The sequence below is a fragment of the Staphylococcus sp. NAM3COL9 genome (genome assembly GCF_001431205.1).
Classification (GTDB): Bacteria; Bacillota; Bacilli; order Staphylococcales; family Staphylococcaceae; genus Staphylococcus.
Window position 1 is genome coordinate 469,025 of sequence record NZ_LGPC01000011.1, and the last position, 14,813, is coordinate 483,837.

General features: G+C 32.5%; 15 protein-coding genes. 1 reads left to right on the forward strand and 14 read right to left on the reverse strand.

Features of this window, described 5'->3' with window-relative positions:
* Positions 1-118: 118 nt before the first annotated feature.
* The 8 genes from ACA31_RS05210 to ACA31_RS05245 form a co-directional block, all read right to left on the reverse strand.
* Positions 119-1,009 carry a deoxyribonuclease IV gene (locus ACA31_RS05210; RefSeq protein ID WP_057512302.1) on the reverse strand — a complete coding sequence of 297 codons (891 nt, stop codon included), beginning with the start codon at positions 1,007-1,009 and terminating at the stop codon, positions 119-121.
* 9 nt (positions 1,010-1,018) lie between these two features.
* A complete protein-coding gene (locus tag ACA31_RS05215) occupies positions 1,019-2,359 on the reverse strand; it encodes a DEAD/DEAH box helicase (protein ID WP_057512303.1) in 1,341 nt (446 codons plus the stop codon).
* 156 nt (positions 2,360-2,515) lie between these two features.
* Positions 2,516-3,619, reverse strand: a complete 1,104-nt coding sequence (locus ACA31_RS05220; protein ID WP_057512304.1) for a Nif3-like dinuclear metal center hexameric protein — start codon at positions 3,617-3,619, stop codon at positions 2,516-2,518.
* On the reverse strand, positions 3,620-4,297 hold the full coding sequence (locus tag ACA31_RS05225) for a tRNA (adenine(22)-N(1))-methyltransferase (protein ID WP_057512305.1): 678 nt from the start codon (positions 4,295-4,297) through the stop codon (positions 3,620-3,622).
* A 66-nt stretch (positions 4,298-4,363) separates the two neighbouring features.
* The gene (gene rpoD / locus ACA31_RS05230) at positions 4,364-5,470 is read right to left on the reverse strand and encodes an RNA polymerase sigma factor RpoD (RefSeq protein ID WP_057512306.1); all 1,107 of its coding nucleotides are present in this window, start codon (positions 5,468-5,470) and stop codon (positions 4,364-4,366) included.
* Positions 5,471-5,607: 137 nt separating this feature from the next.
* Positions 5,608-7,392 (reverse strand): DNA primase, encoded by a 1,785-nt coding sequence (gene dnaG / locus ACA31_RS05235; protein ID WP_057512307.1) that lies wholly within the window; start codon positions 7,390-7,392, stop codon positions 5,608-5,610.
* A gap of 43 nt (positions 7,393-7,435) precedes the next feature.
* Positions 7,436-8,260 (reverse strand): pyruvate, water dikinase regulatory protein, encoded by an 825-nt coding sequence (locus tag ACA31_RS05240; protein WP_057512308.1) that lies wholly within the window; start codon positions 8,258-8,260, stop codon positions 7,436-7,438.
* Between the two features lie 14 nt (positions 8,261-8,274).
* Positions 8,275-8,898 (reverse strand): helix-turn-helix transcriptional regulator, encoded by a 624-nt coding sequence (locus tag ACA31_RS05245; protein ID WP_082587051.1) that lies wholly within the window; start codon positions 8,896-8,898, stop codon positions 8,275-8,277.
* A 346-nt stretch (positions 8,899-9,244) separates the two neighbouring features.
* Here ACA31_RS05245 and ACA31_RS05250 point away from each other — a divergent pair, with 346 nt between their 5' ends.
* Positions 9,245-10,636 (forward strand): glycine--tRNA ligase, encoded by a 1,392-nt coding sequence (locus tag ACA31_RS05250; protein ID WP_057512309.1) that lies wholly within the window; start codon positions 9,245-9,247, stop codon positions 10,634-10,636.
* A 200-nt stretch (positions 10,637-10,836) separates the two neighbouring features.
* On the opposite strand, the gene recO is transcribed toward ACA31_RS05250, so the two are convergent.
* From recO to ACA31_RS05280, 6 genes are all read right to left on the reverse strand, one after another.
* A complete protein-coding gene (gene recO / locus ACA31_RS05255; protein WP_057512310.1) occupies positions 10,837-11,595 on the reverse strand; it encodes a DNA repair protein RecO in 759 nt (252 codons plus the stop codon).
* Positions 11,596-11,616: 21 nt separating this feature from the next.
* The gene (era, locus tag ACA31_RS05260) at positions 11,617-12,516 is read right to left on the reverse strand and encodes a GTPase Era (protein WP_057512311.1); all 900 of its coding nucleotides are present in this window, start codon (positions 12,514-12,516) and stop codon (positions 11,617-11,619) included.
* Positions 12,516-12,920, reverse strand: coding sequence for a cytidine deaminase (gene cdd, locus ACA31_RS05265; protein WP_057512312.1), 405 nt, complete (start codon positions 12,918-12,920; stop codon positions 12,516-12,518). Before cdd ends, era begins: the two co-directional genes overlap by 1 nt.
* Before the next feature lie 121 nt (positions 12,921-13,041).
* Positions 13,042-13,377 (reverse strand): diacylglycerol kinase family protein, encoded by a 336-nt coding sequence (locus ACA31_RS05270; protein ID WP_057512313.1) that lies wholly within the window; start codon positions 13,375-13,377, stop codon positions 13,042-13,044.
* 8 nt (positions 13,378-13,385) lie between these two features.
* Positions 13,386-13,847, reverse strand: a complete 462-nt coding sequence (gene ybeY / locus ACA31_RS05275; protein WP_057512314.1) for an rRNA maturation RNase YbeY — start codon at positions 13,845-13,847, stop codon at positions 13,386-13,388.
* On the reverse strand, positions 13,848-14,795 hold the full coding sequence (locus ACA31_RS05280) for a PhoH family protein (protein WP_057512315.1): 948 nt from the start codon (positions 14,793-14,795) through the stop codon (positions 13,848-13,850).
* Positions 14,796-14,813: the final 18 nt, after the last annotated feature.

A 14,813-nucleotide genomic window follows, 5' to 3' on the forward strand; every position in this document is an offset into this window, starting at 1 on the left:
TTTTCACCTCGTTTTATACTATACAACGTAGATGTAATTATGTAAATAGTAATCTTTACGACTTATTAAAAAAACGAACACTTTTGTTAAATAAAAGTGTTCGTACTTTATATTAATTTTATTGATTTAAAAGTTTGTTTTGTAATTCAGGATCAAATTGTTGTTGTTTCAACATTTCAATCTCTAGTTTGTAAGGAGGTTTTTTACTTTTTTTATCTTCGCCTACAAAAGGTGTTTCTAAAATTTTAGGTACATCTTTAAACGCCTCATGATGAACGATGTAATTTAAAGCGTCAAAACCAATATAACCAAAACCAATATTTTCATGTCTATCTTTATGAGCACCAATATCGTTTTTACTATCATTCACGTGTACAACCTTAATTCTATCCACGCCTACAATTTTATCAAATTCATTTAGTACGCCATCAAAATCTTCTTTAACATTGTATCCTGCATCGTGCGTATGGCAAGTGTCAAAACACACTGATAATCTTTCATTATGATTAACGCCATCGATAATTTGAGCTATTTCTTCAAAATTTCTTCCAACTTCTGAACCCTTACCAGCCATTGTTTCTAAAGCAATTCTTACATTATTATCATTAGTTAGGACCTCATTAAGGCCTTCAATGATTTTTTTAATACCTACATCAGCGCCTTCACCTACATGTGACCCAGGATGAAGTACGATATCCTTTGCACCTAGCGCTTGTGTACGTTCAATTTCACTTTGTAAGAATTCCACACCTAAATCAAAAACATGTGGTTTTATAGTATTAGCAATATTAATAATATATGGCGCATGAACAACAATATTTGAAAGACCATGTTGTTCCATAATTTCGTGACCTTTTTCAATATTTAATTCTTCGATGGGCTTTCTTCTAGTATTTTGAGGCGCACCTGTGTAAATCATAAAAGTAGATTCGCCCAATTTATGTGCTTCTTCAGCTGAACCTTCTAACATTTTTTTACCATTCATAGATACATGAGATCCCAATAACATACTAGTCACCTATCCTTTTTTATTTTTCCTCTGTTGTCGACTTTCTTGTTTACTAAATTGTTTACGCTCTTTAATTTTTAAATCATCTAAATCACGTTTAAATTTCTTTTTATAACCAGGTTTAACCTTTTTCTTATTACTTTTTACTTTATGTTTTAATCCGTTTGTTAAATGATCATCTTTATTTCTACGTTTTCGACGGGTGTTGTGGGCTTTTACAGCTTTTAATTCACCATCTTTGATATCAACATTTTCAAATTCATAGCCACGTTGTTCAATCAAAGTGACATTTTCTTCTTCATCTGGGCTATATAATGTAATTGCGACACCTTTATATTGCCCACGTCCAGTACGTCCTACACGATGGGTAAAGAAATCAATATCTCTTGGCACATCAAAGTTAATTACATGGCTCACACCGTCGATGTCTATACCACGTGAAGCTAAATCACTTGCTATAACAAATTGAAATTCTAAGTTTCTAACACGTTTCATTTGTTGCTTACGTTCTCTTGGTGTTAAACCACCGTGAATCATCCCTAATTTCAAACCAGACGCAGCTAATTGTTTTGCTAATTCGTCCGCACTATCACGACTATTACAAAAAATTATACATAGATAAGGGTTTAAAATATCAATAAGTTTTAAAGTTTTTTCAACTTTTGCTTCACCTTTTGTTGGAATTAAATAAAATTCTATATTCCTTTTATTTTTTTGAGTATTTTCAATTTCAACATACTCAGGGTTTTCTAAGTATTTGTTTAAAAATGGGTGTAATGATTTGGGTATAGTGGCGCTAAAAACTGCAATATGTGCATTCTCATCTAATCTTGTAGCCACATAATCTACTTCTTCGATTAAACCTAAATCAATCATTAAATCTGCTTCATCAATAACCAAATAGGAAGCTAAATGAACATGTAAATCCCCATTTTTAGCTAAATCATTTATACGTGTTGGCGTGCCAATAATAAGTTGTGGTTGGTTTTTTGCTCGATTACGGTCTTTTTCTATATCTGTACCACCAATAAATAGCTTTACAGAGACTTCATTTTTAAATTTGGCTAAGTGACTAGCTACATCAAATAATTGTTGTGCTAGCTCTCTTGTAGGGGCTACGATAATTGCTTGTGGTTCTTTATATTCTGTATTGATTGCATTCATTAATGGTAATAAAAATGCATGGGATTTTCCTGTACCAGTCTGTGATTGACCTATTAAATTTACCTGTTTCAATATTTTTGGAATTACTCGACTTTGTATTTCAGTTGGTTGAGTAAAATTCAAATCCTTCACAGCGTCTAATAGACTTGGTTCTAAATTAAATTTCTCAAATGGGTGATTCGCCATGTCTTGGCCTCCTTAAATCTTCATCTTATCTATTATAAAGCATTAGCTTATAATTTTGAACTAAATTATTTAATCATACTGCATATCGTAATCATTTATTGTAAATAATAATAGCTCGAACCTACTTGTCATAAGTAAATTCGAGTTATTCACGTATTATATATATTCAAATGGATCAGTATTTAATTGGGATGCGTTTATATTGAAATCAATTTCTTCGTCGTTTAACCATGTTATTAAAAGTTGACGCAATCCATCTTTCATCACATATTCACTATAATGGTTAATATCTAATAAATTAACACCTGCAATTTTAGCGTCTAAAGCATCATGATGTTTAATATCTCCAGTCACAAATATATCTGCGCCTTTATTAGCTGCAATATACTCAAAACCAATACCCGATCCACCAATAACAGCGACCGTTTTGATGTGTGAATTTAAGTCACCAGTAAATCGGACACTTGGCATTTTCAATTTTGTTTTAACGTGCTTCACAAATGATTCTGCTGATATAGATTCTTTAAGTTCACCAATCATACCTAAACCATAATTTGCCTCTTTTTCCATTTTTATAAAATCATAAACCGGTGTTTCATATGGATGATACTGTGCGATTAATTGTTGTGCTAAAACACGTTGATCTTCTTCAATCATAAATTCCAATTTATACTCTTCAACATGTTCTACAGAACCTAATTCACCAATTTGTGGATTCGCATTACCTATGGGTTTAAATTGTCCATCCCCCGGGCTTTCAAAGAAGCAATACTCATATTCGCCTTCTTGTGCTAAACCAGCTTCACTCAGACTTTTTTTGAAAGTTTCTAAATTCACTTTTGGAATAAACACTTGGACTTTAAAATACGGAATTGTTTCTGGATTTAAAATATGTTGGTTGCCTAATTCGATTTTATTGGCAAGCATCGCATTAACACCTTTTGGATAGACGTCTAAATTTGTATGCAAGGCAATAAGGTTAATGTTATTTTGAATTAACTTACGTATGATAGCACCATAACCATCTTGCTGTGTAATACTTTTAACGCCTTTAAATATAAGCGGGTGATGGCAAACTATTGTATTACATTGATTTGTCAATGCTTCTTCAACTACATCATCAGTACAGTCAAGCGCAGTCAGAACTCCTGTAACTGTAGAAGATGTATCACCAATAAGTAAGCCCACATTATCCCATGATTCAGCCGTATTCAATGGTATATGCTTATTAATATTGTGAAGTAATTGTTCAATATTCATTTATATCACCTCATTGATTAAATTAATTTCATGATTGATTTCATTTAAGCGTTCGGCGTGATGTTGCGGATTTAAATTCTGCTGTATTGTATATAATGCTTCTCGTTCGCGTTTCCATTTTTTAAAAAACAAATTATTTTTATGTTTTAATAATTCAGGACCAAATTTCAATGCTTGTGATGATAAAGGTTCAACACCTTCTAAATAATCTGCAACAATAATTTCATATATATGGCCCTTTTCTTCTAATATATCCTCAGCTATAATACTGTAATTCATTTTGATAAGTTGTTTTCGTATAGCACTAGATTGGATGTTGCTTTGCAAAATTAATCTTGGTTGATTTGTTAATTTTTCAGAACCTTCATCTAGTATTTTAGCAATTAAAGGCCCCCCCATTCCACAAATAGTAATCGATGAAATATCATCACTAGTTTGAATTACAGATAAACCGTCACCGAGTCTAACATCAATAACTGAATGTAGTTGTTGTTCAATGACATTGCGCCTTGATGCTTCAAACGGTCCTTTGATTACTTCACCAGCAATTGCTTTTTGCGTTAAGTTATTTTCAATTGCAAAAATTGGTAAATATGCATGGTCTGAACCGATGTCCGCTAGACAATAACCTTGTATATAAGTACTTACTTTTTTTAATCTTTGATTTAATGGAATCATAAAAGTTCTCCTCTATGTATATGTAAAAAGCTCTTTTGTACAACGTTGTACAAAAGAGCTAAAAAGTTAGTCCATAAAGTCTTTTAGACGTTTACTTCTGCTTGGGTGTCTTAATTTTCTAAGTGCCTTAGCTTCGATTTGACGAATACGTTCTCTAGTTACTCCAAACACTTTACCAACTTCTTCTAATGTACGAGTTCTACCGTCATCTAATCCAAAACGTAAGCGTAATACATTTTCTTCACGGTCAGTTAGTGTATCAAGCACATCTTCTAACTGTTCTTTTAACAACTCATAAGCTGCATGATCTGAAGGGCTTTGGGCTTCTTGGTCTTCTATGAAGTCACCTAAATGACTGTCATCTTCTTCACCTATAGGTGTTTCTAAAGAAACTGGCTCTTGAGCTATTTTCAGTATTTCTCTTACTTTTTCAGGTGGTAAATCCATTTCTTCACCAATTTCTTCTGGTGCTGGATCACGGCCTAAATCTTGTAATAATTGTCTTTGTACACGGATTAATTTATTAATTGTTTCAACCATGTGAACCGGTATACGAATCGTACGTGCTTGGTCAGCAATTGCACGCGTAATAGCTTGACGTATCCACCATGTTGCATATGTTGAAAATTTAAAACCTTTATTGAAATCGAATTTTTCCACGGCTTTAATAAGTCCCATATTACCTTCTTGTATCAGGTCAAGGAAGAGCATACCGCGGCCTACATATCTTTTGGCTATACTTACTACGAGACGTAAATTTGCTTCAGCTAAACGTGATTTAGCAATGTCATCGCCTTTTTCAATTCTTTTAGCCAATTCAACTTCTTCTTGTGCGTTCAATAAATTTACTCGTCCGATTTCTTTTAAATACATACGGACTGGATCATTTATTTTCACACCTGGAGGTGCACTTAAATCATTGGGATTTAATTTTGAATCTTTGTCTGAACTATCTTTTTCGTTAACTAAACTTATGTCATTATCTGTTAACTGGTCAAAAAGTTCGTCCATTTGATCAGAATCCATTTCGAAGTTTTGCATTTTTTCAGCAATTTCTTCATGACTCAAGTGTCCTTGCTTTTTACCTTTTTCAATCAATTGTTTTTTTACATCTTCTAAAGTTAGAGATGGGTCGATGGTTTGTTTTTTAACTTTAACTTTATTTCCAGACATGAAAAGGCCTCCCGAATATATAATATCAACTTGATACCAAAATATTTTATAGTCAAAATTTATAAAACTGAATTAAAATCACATTTTAGTATACAGGCTGTTAATCCTATTAATATACACATACATTCATTATTGAATTAATTCATTCTATTTTTATTATGATTTACAATTTTTTCTAAATAATATTTTTGCAATTCTAAATCACCTAACCTTGAAGCCTCCCGTAGCTTATGATTAAGCGATTCTATCGTTTCTTCATTTCTATTAGATGTTAGTGTATTTACATAGTCATCAATTTCATATTCAAATGGTTCTTCATTTATCATATAGTTGTCTAATGATATAAATGCTTCCTTGATTTCATTGGAATCAATGTACTGTAAAACGTCACTAATATTAAATATATCATTCTCAGAGTAAAACTGGTGTAAAATATTAAATATACGCTTAAAATACTCATTTGTAAAGTCTTCTACTTGAAGTAATTTGTGATAATTCAAGAAAGTGTCTTTATCATTCATAAAATGTTTTAATAAAGCACGTTCTGCTTTTTCGTTTTTGTTTAAGTTATTAAATTGTGGGACTGTTGGTAATTGATACACTTGAGGTTGATAATAATCTTGTTGCTGTCCTACTTCATTATTTAGACTATCCAAGCTAACTTTAAACAATTCCGATACTTCTTGCAATATCTTTTTACGAAGTATCGATGACTTCATGAGTGATATGTCATTTGTTATCTCTTTTAAATATCTTTCATAAGATAAATCATTATTGTCTATTTCATCTTGATGTATATGCACTTTATATAAAATAAATGATTTCTTTTCATGTTCTACATAATAGTTAAATGCATCAGCGCCGTGTTTCCCAATATATTCATCTGGATCCATATCTTTTGGAAGTTGTACCACAAAAACATTAAACCCTTGTTCTAATAATGCTTGACCTGATTTCAATGTTGCTTCGCTACCTGCGAAGTCGCCATCAAACATTAAAGTTACATTAGATGTAAGTTTTTTTATGAAGGCAATATGTTCTTGTGAAATTTGTGTACCCATGCTGGCAACGACTTGTTTGATTCCTGCTTGGTCAACTTTAATAACATCCATAAATCCTTCTAATAATATAATCTCATCATTTTTTCGTATCGACTTTCTAGCCTTATCAACATTGTATAACAATCTTCTTTTCTGGAAGATGGGTGTTTCAGGACTATTAAGATACTTGGGTTCTTGATTGGTATATGTTCTACCGGAATAACCTACTGTTCTACCTTGAGCGTTCATCAGTGGAAACATAACTCGATCTCTAAATCGATCATAGTAACTAAAGTTCTCTTCATTTCTAGACAATAAACCCGATTCATAAGCTAATTGAATGTCGTAACCTTTCTTTTGTAAAAAATCATGGCAGAAATGAGAATTCTTTGGTGCATATCCAATTTTTCTTGCATCAATTAATGCATCTGTAAATCCACGTTCTTTTAAATAATTTAAAGCTGCTTCACCTTCAACTGTTTTCTTCAATGCATAGTGATAATATTCTTGCATAAGTTCATGCATTTCAATCATTTGCAAATCTTCAGACGCGACTTGATGTGTATCATCTTGCCCTGAAGCACTTTGGTCAGTTTCAACTTCAATGTTTACACGTTCACCTAATTCTTTTACTGCTTCTGTAAAAGGTATATCTTTAATTTCTTGAGTAAACTGAAAAACATTCCCACCTTTTTTACAACCAAAACAATGACAAATTTGTTTGTCTTCTGACACTGTAAATGACGGTGTTTTTTCATCATGAAAAGGACACAAACCAATATAATTGCGTCCCCTTTTTTCTAATTTGACATACTCGCTTACTAAGTCGAGTATGTCAGTCTTATCTTTTATTTCATTTATTGTTGATTGTTCTATTCGCAACTTAATCACCTATTAGACATTAATTACAACATTATAGCTTTTTTTATTGATTTTTGAAACTATTTTGCTCAATAATGCTAATAATATCATTTGCAGTTTCTTCTATCGCTTTATCAGAAACATCAATAACTGGACACCCTATCTTATCCACGAGTTCGTGAAAGTAATTTAATTCTTCTTCAATACGTTGCTCAGTTGCATATCTAGCACTGTCACCTAAACCGAGTTGTTTTAAACGTTCTTTGCGAATACGGTTTAGTTTTTCTTCACTTATTTTTAAAGCAATGCATTTTGATGGGTCCACGTTAAATAAATCATCGGGTGGTGTTACTTCTGGGACGATAGGTATATTCATCACTTTATAACTTTTGTGAGCAAGATATTGTGATAGTGGGGTTTTTGAAGTTCTAGATATTCCTAGGAGCACGATATCAGCTTTTGTTAGTCCTTTTGGATCTTTGCCATCATCGTATTTTACAGCAAATTCAATTGCATCAATTTTTTTGAAATAGGCTTCGTCTAATTGATGTACTAAACCTGGTTCAAAATAAGGCTGTTCATCAATTTTGTCTAAGAGGATATTCATTAGTGGACCCATAATATCTACAGATTTGATTTCCTCTTCTTTAATTTTTGATTCCATATATTTTCTTATTTCAGGTTTAACTAGTGTGTAAACAACAATAGCTTCTGTATCTTTGGCTACTTGGATAACTTCATCTACATTTTCTAAAGTCTCAATATAGGGATATCTATTAATTTCACTATCGCATTGTTTTGGATTAAATTGTGAAATACACGCTCTTGCAACAAGTTCAGCTGTTTCTCCTACCGAGTCTGATGCGACTATCATTTTTATATTTTCCATAAGTTAAATACCACCTATTCGTTTAATAATGATACAAAGATTTTTGTGATTGTAGTTTTTGATATACGTCCTTTGACCTCATACTTTCCATTTTCTTTTTTTGTTACGATGGGTAATGAATCAATTTCTTTTTCAATCATTAAATTGGCTGCAAAAACGACCCTTTCATCTTCAAGAACAAAGCTTAAATTCGGCATACGTGTCATCATAATATTTACAGGCATTGTGTGTATATCCTCACCAATCATTGATGCTCTTAGTAAATCCTTGCGCGAACAAACACCAATAAAATCTCCATTACTATTGATTACGAATAACGTACTGACATCTTCTAAAAATATTGTACATATTGCATCATAAACTGACATCTCATTTTTAACCACAACAGGATGCGATGCATAATCTTTCACTATATATTGTTTTAATTGATCAGCTAACAATTTATTCTTTGGCTTACCAGAATAATAATAACCCACACGTGGTCTAGCTTCTAAAATACCGGACATTGTTAAAATGGCTAAGTCAGGTCTTAATGTTGCACGTGTCAAACTAAGTCTTTCTGCTATATGCTCACCAGTTATAGGACCGTTGTTTTTGACAATTTCAACTATTTGCTGTTGTCTTTTACTTAGTTCTATTGTACTTCACCCCTTCACTCATTCTTCTTAATTATACATGGAATTTTTAATTGCTACAAATACGTATAATTACTTGCTAATAAGCACACAATACATTAATATTAAAATCAAAGCGAGTTAGGGATAGTGAAAGCTTAACAAGACTCATTGGCCACAATTAAATGACAGATAAAAGCGAGTGTACACACTAAGTTGGGTGGAACCGCGGGTTATCAAGAATAATTTAAGTAAACATGTATATTTTATATGTGATTAAAAATGATTAACTCGTCCCAAGACAATGATTAAGTTTTTTTGGCTTTTTCTTTGTCTTGGGGCGTTTTTATGTTAAAAAGGAGTGTTTTTTATGACAAAAGATATGGAAACAATTGTCTCATTAGCGAAACATAGAGGTTTTGTATTCCCTGGTAGTGATATTTATGGTGGTTTATCAAATACATGGGATTACGGTCCACTAGGAGTAGAATTAAAAAACAATATTAAAAAAGCTTGGTGGCAAAAATTCATCACTCAATCACCATATAACGTTGGTATTGATGCAGCCATTTTAATGAACCCAAAAACTTGGGAAGCTTCAGGTCACTTAGGTAACTTTAATGACCCTATGATCGATAACAAAGACAGCAAGATTCGTTATCGTGCTGACAAAATTATTGAAGATCATATGGCAAATGTTAAAGGCGATGAAAACTTTGTAGCTGATGGTTTAAGTTTTGACGAAATGAAACGTATTATCGATGAAGAAGGTATTGTTTGTTCTGTAAGTGGTACAGCCAATTGGACTGATATTCGTCAATTTAATTTAATGTTCAAAACGTTCCAAGGCGTAACTGAAAGTTCAACAAATGAAATTTTCTTACGTCCAGAAACTGCACAAGGTATTTTCGTAAACTATAAAAATGTACAACGTACAATGCGTAAAAAATTACCATTTGGTATTGGTCAAGTTGGTAAATCATTCCGTAACGAAATTACACCTGGTAACTTCATTTTCAGAACACGTGAATTCGAGCAAATGGAATTAGAATTCTTCTGTAAGCCTGGTGAAGAAATTGAATGGTATAACTATTGGAAAACATTTGCAAGTCAATGGTTAAAAGACTTGAATTTAAGCGAAGAAGCTACACGTTTACGTGATCATGACGCAGATGAATTATCTCACTATTCTAATGCTACAACAGATATTGAATATCGTTTCCCATTCGGTTGGGGTGAATTATGGGGAATCGCAAGTCGTACAGACTTCGACTTGAAACAACACAGTGAACATTCAGGTGAAGATTTCCAATACCACGATCAAGAATCTGGCGAAAAATATATTCCATATTGTATCGAACCTTCTTTAGGTGCTGATCGTGTTACATTAGCTTTCTTATGTGATGCATATAGTGAGGAAGGCGTTGAAGGAAGTAAAGATTCTAGAACTGTATTACACTTCCACCCTGCTCTAGCTCCATATAAAGCGGCTATCTTGCCATTAAGTAAAAAATTATCTAGTGAAGCAATTAAAATATTTGAAGAACTCAGTGCTAACTTTGCAATAGATTTCGATGAATCACAATCTATTGGTAAACGTTACCGCCGTCAAGATGAAATCGGTACACCTTACTGTATTACATTTGACTTTGATTCATTAGAAGATCAACAAGTTACAGTACGTGACCGTGATTCAATGGAACAAGTACGTATGCCAATTTCAGAATTAGAAGCATTCTTAACAGAAAAAGTGAAATTCTAAATTTATAATAAAATACACATCTGTGATATAACTGATAAATAATAAAATGATGAATTCTATTTTAATTCAATAGAATTCATCATTTTTCATGTATTCAACAAACTGAAATAATTTATATTATCAATATAAAAAGAGTGCACCTTGAATAAAATCCAAGGTGCACTCTTTTTAAAATTTACGTTCTCCTAATACATAGATAATTACAGATTATTATCTAATCTATGCAGCTGGTTAATTAACTTTTGGCTTTTAAAAAACATACCTGCATATTCGCTATATAGCATAATCATTAATTCTGACATTTCATCTACCACATCATCATGAATACTCAAAGAACTCATTTGACTAATTGGCAATTTTTGCAATATATCCAATAGATAAAGTGTTTTATTCATTAAAATTAGTGCATGTGGATCTTGATGTTGTACATTCGCGGAAATAGCACCATCAAATTTAAAACTATAACCAATTAAAATAGATTGATCATTATTATCAGTAACTACACATTTGTCAAAAATTGCATTGAAACCAAATGTTGTCATACATTTTAATAGAACAACGACTGACATGAGTTGGGCAGATACACCATCTTTAATTTTCGACAATACAAAATGTAATAAATCATAGCTATATTGAGAAATTTCATCACTTTCAATCGAGCGGTCAATTGTTTCAGCGCTTAAACTCGCAAAGCTACTTTCATAAATGTCTAAACGAAGGTTGTAATTTTGGTCTATTACGTCAACAGAACTCAGTGTTCCCATGCCCTTCCATTTAGAATAAATAAATAAGCCATACACAAATAATTGTGTATTAGCTTGTAAACCACTTTTGCTTTTTTTAGCTCTTCGCACCATTAGCGGTACTTTTGCACCATGCTCATTTATAATTGTGATAATTTTATCGGATTCGCCATAATCAACCGTTTTAATAATGATACCTTTTTGCTTGATTAACACATTAGCTCACCGACTCCCAAATTAATCTCGATCTTCTAAATAACCCATTTGACGGATGAAGTTAACTTTATTGCGCCAATCTTTTTGAACTTTCACCCAAAGTTCTAGATAAACTTTAGATCCTAGTAACATCTCGATATCTTGGCGTGCACGTTTACCAACTTCCTTAAGTTTTTTACCGCCTTTACCAATAACAATACCTTTTTGTGAATCTCGTTCAACAAATATCGTTGCTTCAATTCGAACTCTATCTTCATCTTCTTTAACCATGCGATCTACGTTTACACCAATAGCATGAGGGATTTCTTCGCTCGTTAAATGTAAAATCTTTTCACGAATTAACTCTCCAACAACAAATTGTTCTGGGTGATCAGAGATTTGATCGTCTGGATAGTACTTAGGTCCTTCTGGTAGATATGATTTTATTACATTTATAAAATGATCTACATTTAAACCTTCTAGTGCTGAAATCGGTACAATTTCAGTGAAATCCATATATTTTTTGTATTTTTCAATTCTTGGCATAAGTTTATCTGGATGTACTAAATCAATTTTATTTAATACTAAAAAGACAGGTGTTTTAATCGTTTTAAGCATATCCATAATATACTCATCACCACGACCTATATCTTCATTTACATTTACCATAAACATAATAGCATCTATTTCAGATAACGTGTTCGTAGCGACACGCATCATATAGTCTCCTAATTTATGTTTCGGTTTATGAATACCAGGTGTATCTAAGAAAATGATTTGAGCATCTTCTTGTGTCATAACGCCTTGAATTTTATTTCTAGTGGTTTGTGCTTTATCAGACATAATAGCTATCTTATGTCCGATTACACGGTTAACAAACGTAGATTTCCCAACATTGGGTCTACCTATAATTGATATAAATCCTGATTTATGTCTTGTCATTAATTTAAATCCTTTCCAGAAAATCCTAATGGTAATAAGTCATTTACGGTTGATTCTATCATATCGCCTTTATGATTAGTCATATATACTGGCATATCATCATCGCATAATTCTTTTAACACCTGACGACATTCGCCGCATGGTGAAGCTGGCGAACTTGCATCAACAGTAACTGTTATTGATTCAAAATCACCTGGTCTATAACCATCTGATATTGCAGCAACCAAGCTTGATCTCTCTGCACAAATTGCCATTGAGTATGCTGCGTTTTCAACATTTGCTCCATGATAAACTTTACCGTCTTTAGTTCTTAAATATGCACCAACTTTAAAATTACTATATGGTGAATACGAATTGGCTTGAGCATTTCTTACTTCTGTAAAATATTGTGATTGATAAGCCATAGTTAACACGCTCCTATTCAAATATTAAGTGTTATTTAAAAAAATCCACTTTATTATCTGTTTAATGTTTAATTACTTTGTTCTTTAAGTATAAACAAATTCTATAAAATTGCACTACAATTTAGAACACATATGGTAAAAAAACCACGAGTCCAACAGCAAGTGCAGTAATAGAAGCTATCACAACACTAAAAGCAGCGATATCTTTAGCCTTTTTTGCTAATATATTATAATCACCTGTAACTAAATCAACCACATATTCTACTGCTGTATTGATAGCTTCAAAAGCAAGTACAATACCTATCGCTATAATAATAAAAAGCCACTCTAATTGACTAATACCAAAAACAACACCACAAATGACAGTGGCAAGCCCTAATAAAAGATGCATTAAAAATTTACTGTCTTTATTTAATAGTACTAACATACCTTGAAAAGCGTATTTAAAACGTTTCATGTCTACCTCTAATCCCTTGTTAAACCATAAGCATTTAGAATTTGATCTTGTAGTCCAAACATTTCTTTTTCGTCCTGTTCATCTATATGATCATAACCTAATAGATGTAAGAAACCATGGAGCGCAAGGAAGCCTAATTCTCTTTCGAAAGAATGACCATAAGAATCAGCTTGTTCCTGAGCTACGTCAGTACAAATAATAATGTCGCCTAATACTCTTGGCATATCAAGACCAATAATTTCTGGTTCGTCTTCTTCTAAAGCAAATGAGATAACATCTGTTACTTTATCTTTATCACGATATATTTTATTAATTTCTTGAATTTCAGTTTTATCTACAAAAGTTACGGATAACTCCGCATCACTATCAATTTGTTCTTGTTCTTTTGCAAAAGTGAGGAGTTTGTCAATTTGAGTTAACCATTCACTTTTAACTATTTCAGTGTGATCACTAAAGTCTATTGTAAACATTTACTCTTCTCCTTCATAGCGTTCAATAATTTTACTTACTAATGGGTGACGTACAACATCACTTTGATCTAGATAATGCACACTTAAACCTTTAACTTCTTTTAATTTTTTAACTGCTTCTTTAAGACCACTTTTAACTCCTTTAGGTAAGTCTATTTGAGTTTGGTCTCCAGTAACTACCATTTTCGAATCAAAACCTAGTCGCGTTAAGAACATTTTCATTTGTGCTTGTGTAGTATTTTGTGCCTCATCTAAAATAACAAAAGCATCATCTAATGTTCTTCCGCGCATATAAGCTAGGGGCGCAATTTCTATGATGCCTCTTTCTATAAAGCGAGCTGTTTGTTCTCTTCCTAAAACAGTGTTTAAACCGTCATATAGAGGTCTTAAGTATGGATCTACCTTTTCCTTTAAATCTCCTGGTAAGAAGCCTAGAGACTCTCCTGCTTCCACTGCAGGTCTTGTTAGTACAATACGTTTAACATTTCCTTTTCTTAACTGTTTCGCAGCATAAACAACAGCTAAGAAGGTTTTACCAGTACCAGCTGGTCCTACGCCAAACACTAAATCATTGTGATACATAGCATTTACATACATACGTTGTCCCATTGTTTTTGCACGGATGGTCTTTCCATATGCATCTTTAGTTATTTCTTCTTCATATAAATCTAATAAGTATTGAATCGTACCATTATTCGCCATTTTCACTGCTGCTTCAACATCTTTTGAAGAGATTGAAATACCTTGTTGAATGACTTTCAAAAGGTTAATGAGTACTGATTCTGCTTTTTTAACATGCTCTACTTGCTCTCCTTTTACGGAAATTTCTTGACCTCGAGCATGTACAATGACATCAAACCCTTCCTCAATTAATTTAAGGTGATCATCGTTATTACCAATGAGCGCTTGAGCTTCATTGATGTCATCTATTTGAATAATTCCAGGCATATAGGTGCTCCTTTACAA